A 19671-nucleotide genomic window follows, 5' to 3' on the forward strand; every position below is an offset into this window, starting at 1 on the left:
TTCAAGCCACTTCGCAAAGACCCTTGACACGGGGATTGGTCTGGACCAACTTGGCTGCGCCGGCAGTTCGTTCCGGGGGACCCCCACTCCCCCTCCTTCCGCTTCCCCCCTTCCTCCCCCCACGGAGCCCACGTGAACCGCATACGCTCCCTCGCCCTGCTGGGCGCCGCCACCCTCACCGCGGGCGGGCTGACCGCCCTCGCGGCGGGCACCGCCCAGGCCGCCGACGTCAACGTCGCCCGCAACGGCGGCTTCGAGTCCGGCCTCGCCAACTGGTCCTGTTCCGGCGGCAGCGGAGCCGTCGTCACCACTCCGGTCTACGCCGGCGCGGGCGCCCTGCGCGCCACCCCGGCGGGCTCGGACAACGCGCAGTGCAGTCAGACCGTCACGGTCAAGCCGAATTCCACGTACACGCTGAGCACCCAGGTCCAGGGCTCGTACGTCTACCTCGGCGCGACCGGTACCGGCACCCAGGACGTCTCCACCTGGACCCCCGGCTCCGGCTCCGGCTGGCAGAAGCTGTCGACCACCTTCACCACCGGCCCGAACACCACCCAGGTCACCGTCTGGACCCACGGCTGGTACGGCCAGCCCGCCTACACGGTCGACGAGTTCAGCGTCTTCGGCCCGGACGGGGGCGGCGGCACCGACCCCGGCCCGAGCGTGCCGGGCGCCCCCTCGGGGACCGTCGTTTCCGGCCAGAGCGCGAGCGGGCTCACCCTTTCGTGGAACGCGGTCGGCGGCGCCACCGGCTATCACGTCTACCAGGACGGCGTCCGCGTCCAGACGGCGTCCGGAGCCTCCGCCCAGATCACCGGGCTGGCCGCCGCCACCTCGTACACGTTCCAGGTGAGCGCGTACAACGCGGCGGGCGAGGGCCCGAGGTCGGCGGCGGTCACCGGCACCACGACCGGGGGCGGCGGCCCGAACCCGAACCCGTCGGTGCCCAGGCACGCCCTGACCGGGTACTGGCAGAACTTCGACAACGGCGCGACCGTCCAGAAGATCTCCGACGTCTCCGCCCAGTACGACATCATCGCCGTCTCCTTCGCCGACGCCACGACCACGCCCGGCGCCATCTCCTTCAACCTCGACTCGGCGGGGCTCGGCGGGTACACCGTGGACCGGTTCAAGGCCGACATCGCGGCGAAGAAGGCGGCGGGGAAGTCCGTCATCCTCTCCATCGGCGGCGAGAAGGGCACCATCTCCGTCAACGACTCCGCCTCCGCGAACAACCTGGCGAACTCGGCGTACGCGCTGATGCAGGAGTACGGCTTCAGCGGCATCGACATCGACCTGGAGAACGGCCTCAACCCGACGTACATGACCCAGGCGCTGCGCGCCCTGGCGGCCAAGGCGGGTCCCTCGTTCGTCCTGACGATGGCCCCGCAGACCATCGACATGCAGTCCACCCAGGGCGGCTACTTCAAGACGGCGCTGGCGGTCAAGGACATCCTGACCGTGGTGAACATGCAGTACTACAACAGCGGCGCGATGAACGGCTGCGACGGCAAGGTCTACTCCCAGGGCTCGGTCGACTTCCTGACGGCGCTGGCCTGCATCCAGCTGGAGGGCGGGCTCGACCCCTCGCAGGTGGGCATCGGCGTCCCGGCGTCCCCCAGTGGCGCGGGCAGCGGCTACGTCTCCCCGACGGTCGTCAGCAACGCCCTGGACTGCCTGGCCAAGGGCACGGGCTGCGGCTCCTTCAAGCCGTCGAAGACGTACCCGGGGCTGCGCGGCGCGATGACCTGGTCGACGAACTGGGACGCCAAGGCGGGTAGTGCCTGGTCCAACGCGGTGGGTCCCAAGGTCCACGGCCTCCCGTAGGCGGTAGGTGTGGGGGTGGCCGGTTCGGGTTCCCCGGAAAGACGGGGTTCTTGACCGGGACATGCCATGAGAGCACGCTGTGCGCGTCCGCACGGCTACCCCCACACTCCCACCCAGGAGAACGCATGCGGCTCCACCACCGCGGAAGGGCCGCCGTCACGGCGGCCCTCCTCGCGCTCGCGCTCGGCGCGCCCGCCTACGGCATGAGCGCGACGGCGGCCCCGCCGCCCACCCCGTCCACCGCGACGCAGGACGAGGCCATCGTCCAGTACGAGATCCAGGGCCCGTCCACCGCCGCCGAACGCACCGCCCTGCTGAGCTCCGGCGTCTCGATCGACGAGGTGGACGCCCGCTCGGTCGTGGTCAGCGCCGACCCCGTGCAGGCCAAGGAACTGCGGGCCCGGGGCTACCGGCTCACCGCCCTGCCCGGCCCGCCGGACCGGGGCGAGCGCGGCACCAAGGCCAACCCGATGGACTTCCCGTCGGCGGACTCCAACTACCACAACTACGCCGAGGCGAACGCGGAGATCGACCAGCGGATCGCCCAGTACCCCGGGATCATGAGCAAGCAGGTCATCGGGAAGTCGTACGAGGGCCGCAACCTCTACGCCATCAAGATCAGCGACAACGTCGGCACCGACGAGGCCGAGCCCGAGGTCCTCTTCACCGCGCACCAGCACGCCCGCGAGCACCTCACGGTGGAGATGGCCCTCTACCTGCTCAAGGAGTTCGGATCCAAGTACGGCACCGAACCCCGGATCACCGACATGGTCAACAGCCGCGAGATCTGGATCGTCCCGGACCTCAACCCGGACGGCGGCGAGTACGACATCGCCACCGGCTCCTACCGTTCCTGGCGCAAGAACCGGCAGCCCAACAGCGGTTCCTCCGCCGTCGGCACCGACCTCAACCGCAACTGGGACTACAAGTGGGGCTGCTGCGGCGGCTCCAGCTCCAGCAAGGGCTCCGAGACCTACCGCGGCCCCGCCGCCGCCTCCGCCCCGGAGGTCAAGGTGGTCTCCGACTTCGTCCGCAGCCGCGTCGTCGGCGGCAAGCAGCAGATCAAGGCCGCCATCGACTTCCACACGTACAGCCAGCTGGTCCTGTGGCCCTTCGGCTGGACGTACAACGACACCGCGCCCGGCATGACCGCCGACGACCTCGCCGCCTACAAGAAGATCGGCACGGGCATGGCGGCCAGCAACGGCTACACGCCCGAGCAGTCGAGCGACCTGTACATCACCGACGGCACGATCGACGACTGGCTGTGGGGCAACCAGAAGGTCTTCGCCTACACCTTCGAGATGTACCCGTCCGAATCCGGCAGCGGCGGCGGCTTCTACCCGCCCGACGAGGTCATCGACCGCGAGACCTCGCGCAACAAGGAGGCCGTGCTCCAGCTCCTGGAGAACGCCGACTGCATGTACCGCTCGATCGGCAAGGAAGCCCAGTACTGCTCCTGAGCCCCGTACCGCTCCCGGCCCGGCCGGACGCCGCGCGCGGGGGGGGCGCCCCACCGCCAGGGGGGCGCCCCGCCCGCCCCCTCAGCCCAGGACGGCGAGCGCGTCGATCTCGATCAGCAGCCCGGCCGGCAGCCCCACGTACACCGTGGTGCGGGCGGCCGGGGCCTCCTTGAGGCCCTGCTCCTCGAAGTAGGTGTTGTAGATCCCGTTCATCTCGGCGAAGTGGGCGGTGTCGGTCAGGTAGACGCGGATCATCATCACGTCGTCCCAGCCCGCGCCGCCCGCCTCCAGCACGGAGCGGACGTTCTCCAGCGTCTGCAGGGTCTGCTCGCGCAGCGTCGGCCCGGCCGGCGTCGGCGGCTGCCCCTCGACGTGCGGGAGGAAGCCGACCTGGCCGGCGACCTGGAGGATGTTGCCCTTGCGCACGCCGTGCGAGAACCTCGCGGGCGGCGCGGTGTGGGTGTCGGGGGTGATGGCGGTCTTCTCGCTCACGGAAGGTCCTCGTCTTCTGGCTCTCGGTGCGGCTCCGGCGCGGTGCCGGAGTACTCCCGGCTGATGATGTCGGCAGTCCGGCGCACCAGGGGCAACAGCTCCAGCAGTTCTCCGGCGCCGACCACCACTCCGGGCGCCGAGACCGACATCGCCGCGACCACCCTCCCGCCCGGCCCGCGCACCGGGGCGCCCACGCAGTTCAGGGCCTCCTCGTGCCCGCCCAGGTCGGCGGCCCAGCCCTGCTCCCGTACGAGAGCCAGCTCGGCGAGGAACGCCTGCGCGTCCGGGGTCGACCGGGAGGTGTAGCGCGGGTAGTCGATCCGCCCCGCGAGCGCACGCCGGTCGTCCTCCGGCAGGTCGGCCAGGAGCAGCTTGGCGACGGCGGCGACAGTGAGGGGGACGGGGCGGCCGATGCGCGAGTACATCCGGACCGGGTAGCGGCTGTCGACCTTGTCGACGTAGACCACCTCGTCGTCCTGGTGCAGGGCGAGGTGGACGGTGTGCCCGGTGAGCCGGTTCAGCTCGACCAGGTGGGGATGGGCGACGTCGCGGACGTCGAGGTTCTCGACGGCCTCGGCGGCCAGCGCGAACAGGCGGGCCCCCAGCCGGTAGCGGCCGTCCGGCTGCCGGTAGGCGAGGCCGTGCGCCTGGAGGGTGCGCAGCAGGCGCAGGGCGGTGCTCTTGTGCACGCCGAGTCCGTCGGCCACCTCGCCGAGGCCCGCCGGTCCCTTCGCGAGCGCGGGCAGGATCCGCAGCGCCCGCTCCACCGACTGGCTCATGCCACGCCCCTCGTCCCGTCCGCTCGCCCGCGGTCCGCGGGCCTGTCCGTACGCCGGTCCGTACGCCGGTCCGTACGCCGGTCCGCCCCGCTGCCCGCCGGCCCCGCCGGCCCCTTCGGCCCCTTCGGCCCGTTCGGCCCCTTCGGCCCGTTCCGGAACCGGGCGCCGTTGACCCGTCGTCATCCGGGATGTTAGACACCACAAGCACCACCCGCAACGCTCGTTGCGCATCACGCAACAGCACGAGGAGGCATCCGCATGGCCAGCGACGCAGTCCGACGGCTCGCCGACGAACCGGTCGACCACCGGTTCAAGGGGCTCCCCCCGGACGCCCAGAGCGCCGGCCTCACCGTCGGCGAACTCGCCGCCCAGGCCCGCGACCTGTACGACGGCGGATTCACCACCCCCGTCCTGACCCTGGACGCGGAGGCCCTGGAGCACAACCTCACCGCCCTCGGCGAGTACGCCCGCCGCCACGACCTCGCCTTCGCGCCGCACGGCAAGACCTGCATGGCCCCGCAGCTCTTCGAGCGCCAGCTCGAACACGGCGCCTGGGGCATCACCGCCGCCGTCCCCCACCAGGCCCGCGTCTACCGCGCCTTCGGCATCCGGCGGATCTTCCTCGCCAACGAGCTCGTCGACCCCGCCGCCCTGCACTGGGTGGCCGCCGAACTCGCCGCCGACCCCGACTTCCGCTTCGTCTGCTACGTCGACTCCGTCCGCGGCGTCCAGCTCATGGACCGCGCCCTCCAGGGCCGCGGCGCCGTCCTCGACGTGGTCGTCGAACTCGGCGCCGGCGAGGGCGCCCGCACCGGCGCCCGCACCGACGACGACTGCCGCGCCGTCGCCGACGCCGTCGCCGCGACCACCACCCTGCGCCTGACCGGCATCGCCGGCTACGAGGCCGAGGTGCCCGACGCCGACCCGGACTCCGTCCACGCCTACCTGCGCCGCCTCACCGGCCTCGCCGTCGAGTTCGACAAGGCCGGACGGTTCGCCCCCGACCTGGAGGAGATCGTCGTCAGCGCGGGCGGCTCCGCCTGGTTCGACGCCGTCGCCGACGTCTTCGCCGCGATCCCGGAGCTCTCCCGCCCCGTGCTGCGGCTGCTGCGCTCCGGTGCGTACGTCTCCCACGACCACGGCTGGTACACCCGGCTGACCCCCTTCAACCGGGTCCCCGAGGAGGGCGGACTGCGCCCCGCCTTCCGGCTGTGGACCCAGGTCGTCTCCCGCCCCTCCCCCACCCAGGCCTTCGTCAACGCCGGCAAGCGCGACATCGCCTACGACCTCGGCCTGCCCGACGCCGAACTGGTCCGCGACGCGCTCACCGGCGAGGAGCGGCCCGCCACCGGGATCCGCGTCGTCAAACTGTCCGACCAGCACGCCTGGCTGGAGACCGGTTCCGCCGACGACGTGCAGGTCGGCGACTGGGTGGCCCTCGGCATGTCGCACCCCTGCACCATCTTCGAGAAGTGGCCGCTGATCCCGCTGGTGCAGTCCGACGGCACCGTCACCGAATTCGTCCGCACCTTCTTCTGACCGTGGACCTCTGACCGTGGACCTCGTCATCCGCGGCGCCCTCGTCGCCGACGGCACCGGCGGGCCCTCCTACACCGCCGACGTCGCCGTCCACGAGGGGCGCATCGCCGGGATCGGCCGGATCCCGGGCGGCGGACGGCGCACGATCGACGCCCGGGGGCTGGTCCTGGCCCCCGGGTTCGTCGACATGCACGCCCACAGCGACCTCGCGCTGCTGCGCGACCCTGACCACAGCGCGAAGGCCGCCCAGGGCGTCACCCTCGAAGTCCTGGGCCAGGACGGGCTCTCGTACGCCCCCGCCGACGAGCGGACCCTCACCGGGGTGCGCACCGCCATCGCCGGCTGGAACGGCACCGGCGAGGACGTCGACTTCGACTGGCGCACCGTCGGCGGCTACCTCGACCGTCTGGACCACGGCTTCGGCGGACGGGGCATCGCCGTGAACGCCGCCTACCTCGTCCCCCAGGGCACCGTCCGCGCGTACGCCCTCGGCTGGGACGACCGCCCCGCCACCCCCGCCGAACTCGACCGGATGCGCTCCCTCGTCGCCGAGGGGCTGGAGCAGGGCGCCGTCGGCCTGTCCTCCGGGCTCACCTACACCCCCGGCATGTACGCGTCCGGGTCCGAACTCACCGCACTGTGCCGGGTGGTGGCCCGCTACGGCGGCTACTACTGCCCGCACCACCGCTCGTACGGCCGCGGTGCCCTCGACGCCTACGCCGAGATGCTCGACCTGACCCGCGAGGCCGGCTGCGCCCTCCACCTCGCCCACGCCACCATGAACTTCGGCGAGAACGAGGGCCGGGCCGGAGAACTGCTGGACCTCCTCGACACCGCCCTCGCCGGGGGCGCCGACCTCACGCTCGACAGCTACCCGTGCACCCCCGGCTGCACCACCCTCGTCGCCCTGCTCCCCGGCTGGGCCAACGAGGGCGGCCCCGAGGCGGTCCTGGCCCGGCTGCGCGACGACGCCACCGCCGACCGGATCCGCCACGCCATGGAAGTGGAGGGCGCCGACGGCTGCCACGGGGTGCCCGTGGACTGGTCGACGATCGAGGTCTCCGGGACCGCCTCCGCGGCCCTCGCCGGCCACGTGGGCACCCGCCTGGACGGCTGGGACACCGCCCGGCGGCTCCTGCTGGCGGACCGGCTCGGCCCGACCGTCCTCCAGCACGTCGGCCACGAGGACAACGTCCGCACGATCATGCGCCACCGCGCCCACACCGGCGGCTCCGACGGCATCCTGCACGGCGCGAAGCCCCACCCCCGCGCGTACGGCACCTTCCCGCACTACCTCGGCCGCTACGTGCGCGAACTCGGCGTGCTCTCCCTGGAGGAATGCGTCGCCCACCTCTCCGGCCGCCCCGCGGCACGGCTGCGCCTGCCCGACCGGGGCCTGGTGCGCGAGGGGTTCCGGGCCGACCTGGTCCTCTTCGACCCGGAGACGGTCGCGGCCGGAGCCACCTTCGAGGCGCCGCGCGCCCTGCCGCACGGCATCCCGCACGTACTGATCGACGGCCTTCCCGTCATCCGCGACGGACGCCGTACGGACGTCCTGGCGGGCCGCTCCGTGCGCCGGACTCCCGTTCACCGACGGCCCATACGATGAACGCCATGGTCGCCGCCTTCGTCCTCCCCGCCCTCCTCTTCCTCGTGTTCTGCGTCAGCGCCTGGAAGGACCGCCGCCGCTTCCGCAACGCGGTCCTGCTCGGACTGACCTTCGTCTCCCTCTCGTTCGTCATGCTGCTCCAGCTGACGGCGCTGCCGCCGTGGGCCGCGCTGACCCTGTTCGCGCTCGTCTTCTTCGTGCCCGCGGTCGGCGTGGTGGCCCTCGGCGTCTTCCTGGTCCGCAACGGCATGACCATGGTCCGCAAGGAGGGCGGCCGGCCGGCCAACCTGCTGTCCCTGCTGGCGGGGCTCGGGATCTTCGCGATGATCGCCCTGCTGGTCACGGTCGCCTGGACCGGCTCCAGGACCCTCGCCGGCATCGCTGCGACCCTCACCCTGGTCGTCGGCTACGTCTCCTTCGTCTTCCTGTGCTTCTTCGGCTACGCCTTCCTCTACGGCCGCATCAAGGTGCGCGGCGACGTCGACCACGTGGTCATGCTGGGCTCCGGCCTGATCGGCGGCGAACGGGTGCCGCCCCTGCTGGCCTCGCGCCTGCGCAAGGGCCAGGAGATCTACGAGGCCCAGATCAGCCGGGGCAGCCGCCCGCCGGTGCTGCTCCCCTCGGGCGGGAAGGGCACCGACGAGAAGGTCGCCGAGGCGCGGGCGATGGCGGACTGGCTGATCGCCGAGGGGGTTCCGGCCGAGCACATCGTGCTGGAGGACCGGTCCACCACCACCGAGGAGAACATGCTGTTCTCCCGGCAGATCATGGAGGCGGCCGACCCGGGCTACCGGTGCGTGGTCGTCACCAACAACTTCCACGCCTTCCGCGCCGCGATGATGGCCCGCAAGGCCGGGGTCAACGGACAGGTGCTGGGCTCGCCGACGGCGCGGTACTTCCTGCCCAGCGCGACGCTGCGCGAGTTCGTCGCGGTGTTCTGGGAGCACAAGGCGGTCAACCTCTGGATCTGCGGAGTGCTGACCGCCCTCGGCGCCGTGGCCACCCTCACCGCCGCCGGATCCGGGGCCTGATCCGGGGCCCGGCCCGGGGCCTGATCCGGGGCCCGGCCCGGGGTCCCGTGCGGTGCCCCGCGCCCCGAGGTGCGTTCATGGGGCCGGGGCCGGAGTATGGGGGCCTGAGGGGGCACGAGGAGGCACCGATGGACAGTGAAGCGGACCAGCAGCCCACCCGGTCGGACCGGCTCTTCACGGGCGGGGAGCGACCGTACGACCCCGAGGACCTGGTGATGGCGACCGGGCAGGACGTGACACCGGAGCGGGTCGAGAAGGCGCGCCAACTGATGGAGAAGGAGGGGCCGCAGGTCATCGAGCGCTATCTGCCCTAGCGGCCGCTCGAAGGCACTGCCGACGGTCCGGCCCGGGGCCGCACCCCGGGCCGTGGTCCCCCGGTGACCCTCTGCGAAGCTGAGAGGCACGTTTCAGCACCGGAAGGAACCGGAACCGTCATGCCCCAGGTGAAGCTGACCACCAGCCTCGGCACCATCGTCATCGACCTCTACGAGGAACTGGCCCCGGCATCGGTGGCCAACTTCCTCGGCTACGTGGAGAGCGGCCACTACGACGGCACCGTCTTCCACCGGGTGATCCCCGGCTTCATGAACCAGGGCGGCGGCTTCACCGCCGACATGCGGCAGAGGCCCACCGGGGAGCCGGTCCGCAACGAGGCGGACAACGGGCTGAAGAACACCCGGTACACGGTGGCGATGGCCCGGACCAGCGTCCCGCACTCCGCCACCTCGCAGTTCTTCGTCAACACCACCGACAACCCGGCCCTGGACCACACCGCCCCGACGCCCGCCGGGTACGGCTACGCGGTGTTCGGCGTGGTCACCGACGGCCGGGACGTGGTCGACTCCATCGCCGCCGTCCGCACCGGCCGGGCGGGCGGGCACGGAGACGTGCCGCTGGTCCCCGTCGTGATCGAGCGGGCGGCCGTGGTCGTACCGGGCTGACCGGCACGGGCGTCCGGCGGACCCGGCCACCCGCCTGCGCGGCCGGTGTGCCGCATCCAGAATCGACGGAGCTCGTTAGCCGTCCGGGGGCCGCGCCACGGAGGTCAGATGAACAGCGTCGCCGTCACCGTCGACTGGGACCACCCCACGGACCCGCACCCCGGACCGCGCCTGGACCACGTACGGACGTACGTCGCCAGCGGGGGCGCGGACGGCCACCTGTGGCACGGTGTCCCCACCCTGCTGCTCACCACCCTCGACCGGGCGACCGGCCGCACGGCCCGCACGCCGCTGATCTACGGGCGGGACGCCGGCCGCCACCTGGTCGTGGCCGTCGGCTCGGGCGGGCCGCGCCACCCCGCCTGGTACCGGAACCTCACCGCCCACCCGGAGGTCCGCCTCCAGGTGGGCGCAGACGTCTTCCCGGCCCGGGCGCGCACGGCGACGGCGCTGGAGCGGGAAACGTACTGGGAGGCCATGGCGGCCCTGTGGCCGCCGTTCGACGACTACCGGGAGGCGTCCCGGCCGCGGGAGGTCCCGCTGGTGATCATCGAGGCATGAGGCGCATGCTGGGGCGCTCGGTGGTGAACTTCACCGAGCGGACCTTCATGTCGTCGGTGGCGCGCTGCCCGTTCGGCCGCAGGACCGTCGTGGGGCTCTCCTCGTTGCAGTCGGCGCCGAGGTAGAGGACCACGTAGGCGTCCGTGGAGTTCTGCGGACCGTAGCCGGCCGGGGCCTCGTCGGAGGCGATGCCGGAGAGGTTGACACAGGTGTCGTTGGCCGGGTTGCTGAGTGCGGCCTCGTGAACCTGGCCGTCCTCCGCCTGGTACGTGTAGTGGAAGTCGCCCTCGGCGGCGAAGGCCGAGCCGGACATCGACAGGGTGATCGCGAGGGCGCCGAGGGTGGCGGCGACGGCGTTGCGGAGCTTCATGCGGGGAGTGATCCCTTCTCGAAGATCATCAAGTGGGACTGCGGGGCCGACGTTAGGAGGCCCCGCTCGTGGCGAATCGATTCGCCACGAGCCGCCGATCCGGCGTGTCCGGCACGATCACCCCTTCGGCCGTCGAGAGCGCTCCAGGGCGGACGACCCGTGCGGCCCGAACCCCCGGGCGATCAGCCACCCCGCGAACCCCAGCTCCCAGGCGAACACCGGGAGCGCGGCGAGGGAGCCGGGCACGGAGAGCTGGGCATAGAGCCCGAACATCACGGCGACGGCAGAAGCGCAGATCAGCGGCCCCCCGACCAGCCCGAGCAGGGCCAGCGGGCGGGGCACGAGCCGCGCGCGGTAGGCCAGGGACGCGAGCAGGACGGTGTTCATCCCGAGGGCGATGTTCGGCCCGAGCAGGAACGTCCAGTCGTGGACGGCCACCAGCGCGGCATCGGCCGCGGCACCGGCCGCGCCCCCGGACTCCCGCCGCAGGGTGACGAGCCCCAGCACCGCGACGATCCCGACGGCGATGAGGGCCGCCTCCAGCAGCCTCCCGCAGACGTACCCCAGCGCCACCCCCTCGCCGCGGCGCCGCAGCACGGGGAACAGCGCCGCCCCGGTACCGGTCACCGCCGCCACCAGAACCACCTCGCACAGGGCCCCGAGCAGCGCCCGCGTGTCGGCGCCCTGCGCGAGCCGGCCGTCCGCCGCGCCCAGCAGCGGGCGGTACAGGGCGGCCCCCGCGATCGCGGCGACCTCGGTCAGCAGGAACAGCGCCCCGGCGGCCACCGCGGTTCTCCGGTCCGGACTCATCATCGATCCCCCTCCTGGGTGTACGGCGTACACCTGCGGCCGACCATAGGTGTACGACGTACACTCGTCAAGGCCGAACGAGGGAAGGGGCCCGGAATGACCCGGCAGGAAGCCACGCACCGCACCGCGCGACGAACGCCCCTCAACAGGGAGCGCGTCCTGCGGGCCGCCGTCGCGCTGGCCGACGGAACCGGCATCGACGCGCTCAGCATGCGCAGGCTCGCGCAGGAGCTCGACGTCGTACCGATGGCGCTCTACAAGCACGTGGCCAACAAGGAGGAACTGCTCGACGGCATGACCGACACCGTCGTCGGCGAGATCGACCCGCCGGGCGCGGGCCCCGACTGGCGGGAGATCGTCCGCGCCCGGATCCTCTCGGCCCGGCGGGTCCTGCTGCGCCACCCCTGGGCGGCCCGGGTCATCGAGTCACGGACCGGGCCGACCCCGGCGGTGCTGGACTACCTGGAGTCGATGGCCGGGACCTTCCGGGAGGGCGGCCTGTCCGCCGACCTCACGCACCACGTCATGCACGCCATGGGCAGCCGCCTGCTCGGCTTCAGCCAGGAACTGTTCACCACCTCGGGGCCGGCGGGGCCCGAGGGCGCCGAGGGCCCTGAGGGCCCCGTGGCGCCGTCCGGCCCCACGGGCGCGGGGCTGGCGGAGCGCTACCCGCGCATCGCGGAACTGGCCGCGGCGGCCGCGCACGACGGGGACTCCACCGTCGGGGGCGGTTGCGACGACCAGTTCGAGTTCGAGTTCGCCCTGGACCTCCTCCTCGACGGCTTCGAGAGGCTGCGCGGCCAGGGCTGGACGTCGGCACGGTGAGCGCGGGTGCGGGCGGCGGGGAGCTGCTCTAGCGTCGAAGGGGGAGGGAGGAACCCTCGTATCCGCTCGACTTCGCCCTTCCTCCGCGAATCCGGGACACCCGGTTCCGCGGCCGCGCGATTCCGGAGAGCAGGTGCCTTCCATGCGCACGTCGACCCGTATCGCCGGCGTCCTCACCGGCCTCACCCTCACGCTCGGCGGCGCCGCCCTGGCCGCCCCCGCCGCCCACGCGGACATCCCGGCCTGCACGGGCACGGTCGAGATGTCCGGCGTCGCGGTCACCGACACCGTCAAGGCGGCGTGCACCCGTGGCGTGGTCAACGACCTGGCGGGGTGCGTGAACGGGCTGACCGCGGCCGGCGTCGCCGGCGGCGCCGCGAACGGCGCCTGCCGACAGGCGGCCTACGAGCCGCGCTAGGCCGTCCGTCCCTTCAGATCGTGCCGGTCGGGCCCGCGTCGTCCGGTGCGTCGCCGACCCCGCGGGCCGAGGACGCGGCGCTCGTCGTCCTCGGCGTGCGCCGTGGTTGTGCCTTCTCAGGCCGGCCCTCTCAGGCCGGCTCCGAGCCCTCTTCGCCCAGCGGAGCGACCGGCACCGCCACCGCCGTGTAGGTCCGGCCGTCGACGACGTACTCCCCCAGCGGGATCATCCCGAAGGCGTCGACGTGGACCTTCCACGAAGATGCGTTCCCGGCTTCGATGAAGGCCACCAGCAGCCCGGCCCGCCCCACCGCCGCGTCGAGCGCCATCCCGAACAGCCCCCGGGCCACCCCGTGTCCGCGGAACGCGGCGTCGACCACGACCGGCCCGTACAGCAGCCACGGCACCTCGCCGAGCGGCCGCCCCTGCCAGTCCAGGCCGTCCTGCGCGTGCAGCAGCCCGAGCACCGCCGCCGGCGGGTCGCCCATGTCCCGGGCCACCGACAGCGCGAGCAGTCCGGCGAGCCGCCCCTGCCCGGCATCGGCGACCAACAGCTCCCGGTCCCGGGCCATTCCGCGCAGGGTCTCGACCCCGAAGGCCCCCTGCACGAAGCCCTGTTCGGCCCGCTGCTCCTCGGTCAGGGCGTCGTGGTGATTGGCCGCGAACAGCCCGGCCAGGGCCGGCGCGTCGGCTTCTACGGCATATCGGTAGCGCATGCCCCCGATGCTGCCACGGGGGTGTGGGTTCGAGGTGCGGGTTCGAGGTGCGGGTTCGAGGTGCGGCTGAGGGTCAACTCCGGTCGTAGACCGTCACCTCCACGTCCCGGGCGCACAGGGCGTCGGTGATCAGCGGTTCGATACGGGACCACTTGCCGCCCGCGAGCCCGCAGCCTATCCGGGGCATGTGGACGCCGGCCCCCAACTCGACGGCGTGGTCGGCCAGGGTGGCGAGAGCGCGCGCGACGGCGTCGTAGCGGATCGGCGGGCCGCCGCTGCCGGTCCGGATCCCGCGCTGGCCGACCATGTTGGCCACCCACACGTCGGGCTGCACCCGCACCACCTGCACGGCCCCGAGCCCGAAGTCGTTCCCGCTCCTCCCCCGGTGCCAGGCCCGGAACGCGGCCTCCGGCTCGGGCCAGCGCCGCGACACGGCGAGCACGAACCCCTTGCCCCACCCGCCGATGTCGTTGCACACGTGCGCGATCAGCTTCGGCCCCTTGGCCTGCGGACTCGTGGCATCTCCGGCGATGATCCTGATCGGCTTCATGCCTCCACGCTAGGCGGCGGCACCGACAACCCTCACTGGATGCTCCAGCGGTGCGGGTGCCCGGGATCGGACGGGCAGGCGAAGACGTTGAGCTCGCCCTGCTCGGGATGCAGCACGCGGGGCTCCACCACGTACCCGGCGTCGAGCGGGCGCGGTGGCGCGGTCCGGGTCATGGGAGGGGCCTTGTGCAGAGCGGGGCCGGGGCGGCGGTGCGCCCTTGGTCCGGATCAGGGGAGGGCTGGGGGCAGCCAGCCCACCCCAAACGGCGATCAGACCGTCCGGCAGTGACTTCGGGACGGCAGGCGCGTCAGATCGCTACGCGCTTCTCCCGGCTTGGCGTCCGGCGGCCGTCCGGTGCCGGTGTGGTGGGCCGGGGCTCACGGAGCGAGGGCCTTCAGGAGGGCGCGCTCTCGCTCGGCGCTCAGGCCGGCCCGGCGCGGTCGGGCCAGGCCTGCTTCGCGCTCCCAGTTCAGGGTGTCCCTCAGCAGCTCGGCCCGGGGGCGGTGGCGCAGGCCGGCCGCGACCGCCGCTGCTCCGCTGCGCGCTCCGAAGCCGGCCCACTCCCGGTCGGGCATCCACATGGCCAGCGATTCCGGCCCCATGAACCGCTCCACGCCCTGCGCGAGCAGCCAGTCGGGGTCGGCCCCCACGACCGGCCCGGTGTGCCCGCCCACCTCCCGGGACAGGGCGACCCACTCGGCGAAGGGCACGACCGGGCCTACCGCGTCGTACGTGCCGGTCGTCCCCTTCTCGGCGCCGTCCAGCAGCCACGCCGCGAGGTCCCGGACGTCGATCGCCTGCGTCAGGAGGTCCGGGGAGTCCGGGACCAGCATGGGCGCCAGCGGGTCGCGGGCGGCGCGGGCCACCCAGTAGCCGGTGCGGCCGCTCCCGTCGCCGGGACCGGCGATCAGCCCGGCCCGCGCGATCAGCAGCCGATCCCCCACCGCGGCTGTGGAGGCCTTCTCGCAGGCCGCCTTCGCTTCCCCGTACACCTCGCGGCCGACCTCGGCCTGCTGGACCGCCGGAAGGAGCGCGGCCGACTCGTCCGCGCCCGGCCGCCCGTGCTCGGCGTACGCGCTGACCGACGACACGTACGACCAGTGCCGGGCGCGGCGGCCGAGGGCGGCCAGCGCGCCGCGCACGAAGCCGGGTTGCCAGGACACTTCGACCACGGCGTCCCAGTCACGGCCCGCCAGGGACTCGTACGCCGTGGGGTCGCGCCGGTCGGCGGCCACCAGACGCGCGCCCTCGGCCACCCCGCCGCTCTCCCCGCGGGCCAGGCAGGTCACCTGGTGCCCCCGTCCGTGTGCCTGCCGCGAGATCTCGCGGCCCACCCATGCCGTTCCGCCCAGTACCAAGATCTCCATCAGCCCACTGGACCACGGCCTGCGGGTCCGGGGCAGGCCCCTTCGCCCAGAGCGGAGCGCGCGTGGGGGTGTGGCGGGGTTCACGGTCTTGGGTCGTGGACGTGGATTGACGGAAAAGAGTCTTTAGGTAAGCCTTACCTTGCCTCGACGCGGCAGACAGTGCCGTGACCTTCCCCCGGAGTCAGCTCACATGTCGTCCCCCGCCGTCAGACTTCCCGCCCGTCCTGTCCGCCTGTTCGACTCGTGGTGGACGGTGGCGGCGGGCGCGGTGTGCGCGATGGTCGTGCTGACGGCCGGCCTGTGGTTCTCGCTCCACATACAGACCGACGAGACGCTGCATTCCGCCGCGCTCTTCGTGCACCTGGCCTCCCTCGTGCTCGGCTTCGGTGCGGTCCTGTCGGCCGACTACTACGGGCTCCTCTGGGCCACCGGGCGCTGCACCCTGACCGAGGTGGTCGGTGCGACCGCGCGGCTGCACGTACCCATCTGGGCCGGTCTCGGGGGCCTCGTGGCGAGCGGCATGATGCTGCGCCCCGACGTGCACTCCCCGCTGACCCTCACGAAGCTCGGGCTGGTCGCCGTCCTCACCCTCAACGGACTCCAGGCGGGCCTGCTGGGCCGCCGGATGGAGGAAGTGACCTTGCCGGTCGGCGGTCGGCTCCTGCTGTGGGGCGGGGTGACCGCCCTCGTGTCGCAGGCGTGCTGGTGGGGCTCCGTGGTCATCGGCTTCCTCAACACCAACACCTGATTCAGCGCGGTGCGACCGCTTCCAGTTCGTCGACGGTGCCGGACATGATGACGCGGACGTGCTCGGTGATGTGCTCGGCGGGCCAGTCCCACCAGGCCACCCGCAGGAGGCGGGCGACGTCGGCATCGTCGTAGCGCGTGCGGACGAGGCGTGCGGGATTCCCGCCCACGATGCCGTAGTCGGGAACGTCGTCGACGACGACGGCGCCCGAGCCGATGATCGCCCCGTGACCGATGCGCACTCCGGGCATCACCATCGTGTCGTAGCCGAACCAGACGTCGTTGCCGACCACGGTGTCACCCCGGCCGGGCAGTCCGGTGAGCAGGTCGAAGTGCGCGGCCCAGGACCCGCCCATGATGGGGAACGGGAACGTGGAGGGACCGTCCATCCGGTGGTTGGCGCCGTTCATGATGAATCGGACCCCGGTCCCGAGGGCACAGAACTTCCCGATCACCAGCTTCTCCGGCCCGTAGTGGTAGAGCACGTTGCGGGTCTCGAAGGCGGTCGGATCGTCCGGATCGTCGTAGTACGAGTACTCCCCGACCTCGATCAGCCCGGACGTCACGAGCGGCTTGAGCAGCACCACGCGCGGCTGGTCGGGAAACGGGTGCAACACCGTCGGGTCCGCGGGCAATTGGTCCATGGTGAGCGCCACGTTAATTGACGCCCATGTCCAGCCCCAGACGGATCGCAGCCGCCATGCCGAGCGAAGCGCGTAGCGATCCGACGCGCCTGCTGTCCCGAAGGCACTGCCGGACGGTCTGATCGCTGTTTCGGGTGGGCTGGCTGCCCCCGGCCCGGGATCTGATGGATGTGGGCCCGTATCTCGGGTCTGGCCAGGCGGGGAGGGCTCGCACATCTCTGGCTGGCCCCCAGGCCCTCGGTTTCCTCCCGGCCGTTTCCCTGGGGGCTTCCCGACAGTCTTTGGCATTCCGGGGCGGGACGGTCGGTCAAGGGTGGCCGAAGGCCATCGCGAAGCGACGCGACGAAGGAGCGCCCTTGAGGGACCGTCCCGACACGGAAGGACAGTGGACTGGCGGGACGCCCCCAGCCCTCCCCAGACCCGGACCAAGGGCGCACCGCCCACCCCCGACCCCTACCCCACCCAGCACAAAAACCCCCCGGCCCCCTAACCCCCCAGCAGCCGCCCCCAGCGCCTGCGCTCCGTGGCCAGGCAGGCCGTCGCCAGGGCCGTCACGGCCACCGCCGCCCAGGCCGGCCAGGCCGCCCAGGCGGCCGCGACCGCAGCCACCAGCTGGAGCAGCACCAGCGCCACCGTCACCGCGCCCGGCACCGGGACGATCACCTGGGTCTTGTCGCCGGGCGTGGCGAACAGGGTCGGCAGGCCGATCAGCACGACCACGGAGCCCGCCGCCGCCCAGGCCGACCAGCCGGCCAGGGCCCAGGGGGTGGCCACCCAGGCGCAGAGCTCCGTGGCGAACCGGAACACGGACGCCACGTCGGGCGCCCCGGCACCCCCGGGCCCTCCCCCGGCCCCGGCCCCGGCCCCGGCCCCGGCCACCGCATCCCCCACCGCATCCCCCACGACGTCCACCCCTCCGCTCGCACCGGCCGTTCCGTCGGCCCTCGCACCCGCCGTCGGGTCCACCACCCGACCCCGGCCGCAGCCACCCTAGAACCCGCCTCAAGTGACGAGCGCAACACCTCCGCCACCCCCGGCCCGGGCCCCACTCATTCCGCAGGTCACGGTGGCGGCGCGCCGCCGTTTCAAAGGGTGGACGGGGCCACCACCCCACCCATCGCGCGAAACAGGACATTTCCCTACACCACATTCGGCCGAATTGACCAAGCGGGCGGCCGCGGGGGGCCGTAAGCTCCCGTCATGCAGGTGATCCAGTCAACGAAACTCGCCAATGTCTGCTACGAGATCCGCGGCCCCGTCCTCGAAGAGGCGATGCGGCTCGAAGCTGCAGGTCATCGCATCCTCAAGCTCAACACCGGCAACCCCGCGGCCTTCGGCTTCGAGTGCCCGCCGGAGATCCTTGAGGACATGCTCCGCAACCTGGGCAACGCCCACGGCTACGGGGACGCGAAGGGGCTGCTGTCGGCGCGCCGCGCGGTCATGCAGCACTACCAGACCAAGGGCATCGACCTGGACGTCGAGGACATCTACCTCGGCAACGGCGTCTCCGAGCTGATCCAGATGTCGATGCAGGCGCTGCTCGACGACGGCGACGAGGTCCTCGTCCCCGCGCCGGACTACCCGCTGTGGACCGCCTCCGTCTCGCTGGCCGGCGGCACCGCCGTGCACTACCGGTGCGACGAGCAGTCCGACTGGATGCCCGACCTCGCCGACATCGAGCGCAAGATCACCGACCGCACCCGCGCCATCGTGATCATCAACCCGAACAACCCGACCGGCGCCGTCTACGACGACGAGATGCTCCGCGGGCTGACGGACATCGCGCGCCGCCACAACCTGGTCGTCTGCTCCGACGAGATCTACGACCGGATCCTCTACGACGGCACCACCCACACCAACACCGCCGCGATCGCCCCCGACCTGCTGACGCTGACCTTCAACGGACTGTCGAAGAACTACCGCGTCGCGGGCTACCGGGCCGGCTGGATGGCCGTCTGCGGCCCGAAGAAGCACGCCGCCTCGTACATCGAGGGCCTGACGATCCTCGCCAACATGCGCCTGTGCGCGAACATGCCCTCCCAGCACGCCGTCGCCACCGCCCTCGGCGGCCGGCAGTCGATCAACGACCTGGTCCTGCCGGGCGGACGGATCCTGGAACAGCGCAACGTCGCGTACGACCTGCTCACCCAGATCCCGGGCGTCACCTGCGTGAAGCCGAAGGGCGCGCTCTACGCCTTCCCGCGGCTCGACCCGTCCGTCTACAAGATCAAGGACGACCGGCAGATGGTCCTCGACCTGCTGCGGGCCGAAAAGATCATGGTCGTGCACGGTACGGGCTTCAACTGGCCCGAGCCCGACCACTTCCGCATCGTGACGCTGCCCAACGCGAAGGACCTCGCGGACGCGGTCACCCGGATCGGCAACTTCCTGGACGGATACAGCCAGCCGTAGAACAGCCGGCCACAGAGCAGCCGGCCACGGTGAAGCCGGGGGCGCCCCCGGAAGGCGCTCCAGCTACACTCCACCAGGATTCAACTCAACTTTAGACCGGTTCCAATGTAGGATGGTCTCCTGACCCAGCAGGAGGCCTCCTCATGTACGAGCCGATCCGCACCAAGCCGGTCGTCCACCATCGCGAGGGCGGCCACCACGGCGCATCCGACTACCCGCGCCGCAGTCGTGGCGAGGAGCTGGACATCCAGCTCGCCGGACACCTGTCGGCCCTGCTCACCCTGACCGACGAGCTCGCGCTCGACGAGGCCGCCGAGCAGATCGCCGCCCAGGTGACCCGTCTGCGCGGGGCCCGCCCGGCCCGCGCCGCGGGGGCCTCCGACGAGGACCCGGCGGTGCTGCACCGGCGCGCCCACGACCTCGCCGCCCGCGCCCTGCTCGTCGCCGCGTCCCGCGCCGACACCGCCGCCGCGATCCTCGCCGCCGAGCGCATGGACGCGCACGCCGCCGCCCTCGACTCCGTCGACCTGGCCGGCGCCCACTGACGGCCCCGGTCCGGGGCCGCGGAGGC

General features: G+C 72.5%; 23 protein-coding genes. 13 read left to right on the forward strand and 10 right to left on the reverse strand.

The window, feature by feature from the left end:
* Window positions 1-132: 132 nt before the first annotated feature.
* A complete protein-coding gene (locus OG295_RS12260) occupies window positions 133-1827 on the forward strand; it encodes a chitinase (RefSeq protein ID WP_371676909.1) in 1695 nt (564 codons plus the stop codon).
* A 125-nt stretch (window positions 1828-1952) separates the two neighbouring features.
* Window positions 1953-3290 (forward strand): M14 family metallopeptidase, encoded by a 1338-nt coding sequence (locus OG295_RS12265; protein ID WP_371676910.1) that lies wholly within the window; start codon window positions 1953-1955, stop codon window positions 3288-3290.
* An 81-nt stretch (window positions 3291-3371) separates the two neighbouring features.
* On the opposite strand, the gene OG295_RS12270 is transcribed toward OG295_RS12265, so the two are convergent.
* Together OG295_RS12270 and OG295_RS12275 are read right to left on the reverse strand one after the other, a co-directional pair.
* Window positions 3372-3782, reverse strand: a complete 411-nt coding sequence (locus tag OG295_RS12270) for a RidA family protein (RefSeq protein ID WP_030226332.1) — start codon at window positions 3780-3782, stop codon at window positions 3372-3374.
* Complete coding sequence (locus tag OG295_RS12275) at window positions 3779-4561, reverse strand: IclR family transcriptional regulator (RefSeq protein ID WP_371676911.1); 783 nt, start codon at window positions 4559-4561, stop codon at window positions 3779-3781. The genes OG295_RS12270 and OG295_RS12275 overlap by 4 nt, the downstream gene beginning before the upstream one ends.
* A 258-nt stretch (window positions 4562-4819) precedes the next feature.
* On the opposite strand from OG295_RS12275, the gene OG295_RS12280 reads away from it, so the two are divergent.
* The 6 genes from OG295_RS12280 (at window position 4820) to OG295_RS12305 (ending at window position 10242) form a co-directional block, all read left to right on the forward strand.
* Window positions 4820-6100: an alanine racemase gene (locus OG295_RS12280; RefSeq protein WP_371676912.1), complete on the forward strand. Its 1281-nt coding sequence runs from the start codon at window positions 4820-4822 to the stop codon at window positions 6098-6100.
* A gap of 16 nt (window positions 6101-6116) precedes the next feature.
* Window positions 6117-7709 (forward strand): amidohydrolase family protein, encoded by a 1593-nt coding sequence (locus OG295_RS12285; protein ID WP_371676913.1) that lies wholly within the window; start codon window positions 6117-6119, stop codon window positions 7707-7709.
* The gene (locus OG295_RS12290) at window positions 7706-8740 is read left to right on the forward strand and encodes a YdcF family protein (RefSeq protein ID WP_371676914.1); all 1035 of its coding nucleotides are present in this window, start codon (window positions 7706-7708) and stop codon (window positions 8738-8740) included. The genes OG295_RS12285 and OG295_RS12290 overlap by 4 nt, the downstream gene beginning before the upstream one ends.
* Window positions 8741-8868: 128 nt before the next feature.
* Window positions 8869-9054: a hypothetical protein gene (locus OG295_RS12295; protein WP_030226344.1), complete on the forward strand. Its 186-nt coding sequence runs from the start codon at window positions 8869-8871 to the stop codon at window positions 9052-9054.
* 120 nt (window positions 9055-9174) lie between these two features.
* The gene (locus OG295_RS12300; protein WP_371676915.1) at window positions 9175-9681 is read left to right on the forward strand and encodes a peptidylprolyl isomerase; all 507 of its coding nucleotides are present in this window, start codon (window positions 9175-9177) and stop codon (window positions 9679-9681) included.
* 108 nt (window positions 9682-9789) lie between these two features.
* Entirely contained in the window at window positions 9790-10242 is a 453-nt protein-coding gene (locus OG295_RS12305) for a nitroreductase/quinone reductase family protein (RefSeq protein ID WP_371676916.1), read from the forward strand.
* On the opposite strand, the gene OG295_RS12310 is transcribed toward OG295_RS12305, so the two are convergent.
* Entirely contained in the window at window positions 10229-10612 is a 384-nt protein-coding gene (locus tag OG295_RS12310; RefSeq protein WP_371676917.1) for a hypothetical protein, read from the reverse strand. The two genes, OG295_RS12305 and OG295_RS12310, sit on opposite strands and share 14 nt — an antisense overlap.
* Window positions 10613-10729: 117 nt before the next feature.
* Window positions 10730-11422 (reverse strand): DUF4386 domain-containing protein, encoded by a 693-nt coding sequence (locus OG295_RS12315; RefSeq protein ID WP_371676918.1) that lies wholly within the window; start codon window positions 11420-11422, stop codon window positions 10730-10732.
* A gap of 96 nt (window positions 11423-11518) precedes the next feature.
* Here OG295_RS12315 and OG295_RS12320 point away from each other — a divergent pair, with 96 nt between their 5' ends.
* A complete protein-coding gene (locus tag OG295_RS12320; RefSeq protein ID WP_371676919.1) occupies window positions 11519-12247 on the forward strand; it encodes a TetR/AcrR family transcriptional regulator in 729 nt (242 codons plus the stop codon).
* Window positions 12248-12389: 142 nt separating this feature from the next.
* A complete protein-coding gene (locus OG295_RS12325; RefSeq protein ID WP_371676920.1) occupies window positions 12390-12665 on the forward strand; it encodes a hypothetical protein in 276 nt (91 codons plus the stop codon).
* Window positions 12666-12795: 130 nt separating this feature from the next.
* Here the strand turns inward: OG295_RS12325 and OG295_RS12330 are convergent, their stop codons facing one another.
* The 4 genes from OG295_RS12330 to OG295_RS12345 all read right to left on the reverse strand — a co-directional run bounded on the left by OG295_RS12330 (window position 12796) and on the right by OG295_RS12345 (window position 15297).
* The gene (locus OG295_RS12330; protein ID WP_371676921.1) at window positions 12796-13380 is read right to left on the reverse strand and encodes a GNAT family N-acetyltransferase; all 585 of its coding nucleotides are present in this window, start codon (window positions 13378-13380) and stop codon (window positions 12796-12798) included.
* A gap of 73 nt (window positions 13381-13453) precedes the next feature.
* Window positions 13454-13930, reverse strand: coding sequence for a macro domain-containing protein (locus OG295_RS12335; protein WP_371676922.1), 477 nt, complete (start codon window positions 13928-13930; stop codon window positions 13454-13456).
* A gap of 32 nt (window positions 13931-13962) precedes the next feature.
* The gene (locus OG295_RS12340) at window positions 13963-14103 is read right to left on the reverse strand and encodes a hypothetical protein (RefSeq protein WP_371676923.1); all 141 of its coding nucleotides are present in this window, start codon (window positions 14101-14103) and stop codon (window positions 13963-13965) included.
* A 204-nt stretch (window positions 14104-14307) separates the two neighbouring features.
* Entirely contained in the window at window positions 14308-15297 is a 990-nt protein-coding gene (locus tag OG295_RS12345; protein WP_371676924.1) for an NAD-dependent epimerase/dehydratase family protein, read from the reverse strand.
* 190 nt (window positions 15298-15487) lie between these two features.
* On the opposite strand from OG295_RS12345, the gene OG295_RS12350 reads away from it, so the two are divergent.
* A complete protein-coding gene (locus OG295_RS12350) occupies window positions 15488-16045 on the forward strand; it encodes a hypothetical protein (RefSeq protein WP_371676925.1) in 558 nt (185 codons plus the stop codon).
* 1 nt (window position 16046) lies between these two features.
* Here the strand turns inward: OG295_RS12350 and OG295_RS12355 are convergent, their stop codons facing one another.
* Window positions 16047-16688, reverse strand: coding sequence for a CatB-related O-acetyltransferase (locus OG295_RS12355; protein WP_371676926.1), 642 nt, complete (start codon window positions 16686-16688; stop codon window positions 16047-16049).
* Window positions 16689-17174: 486 nt separating this feature from the next.
* Complete coding sequence (locus tag OG295_RS12360; protein ID WP_371676927.1) at window positions 17175-17504, reverse strand: hypothetical protein; 330 nt, start codon at window positions 17502-17504, stop codon at window positions 17175-17177.
* A gap of 384 nt (window positions 17505-17888) precedes the next feature.
* Here OG295_RS12360 and OG295_RS12365 point away from each other — a divergent pair, with 384 nt between their 5' ends.
* Both OG295_RS12365 and OG295_RS12370 read left to right on the forward strand, forming a co-directional pair.
* Entirely contained in the window at window positions 17889-19100 is a 1212-nt protein-coding gene (locus OG295_RS12365; RefSeq protein WP_266841421.1) for a pyridoxal phosphate-dependent aminotransferase, read from the forward strand.
* Between the two features lie 143 nt (window positions 19101-19243).
* Window positions 19244-19645, forward strand: coding sequence for a hypothetical protein (locus OG295_RS12370; protein ID WP_371676928.1), 402 nt, complete (start codon window positions 19244-19246; stop codon window positions 19643-19645).
* The last annotated feature ends 26 nt before the right edge of the window (window positions 19646-19671 follow it).

The sequence above is a fragment of the Streptomyces sp. NBC_01276 genome (assembly GCF_041435355.1).
Taxonomy (GTDB): Bacteria; Actinomycetota; Actinomycetes; order Streptomycetales; family Streptomycetaceae; genus Streptomyces.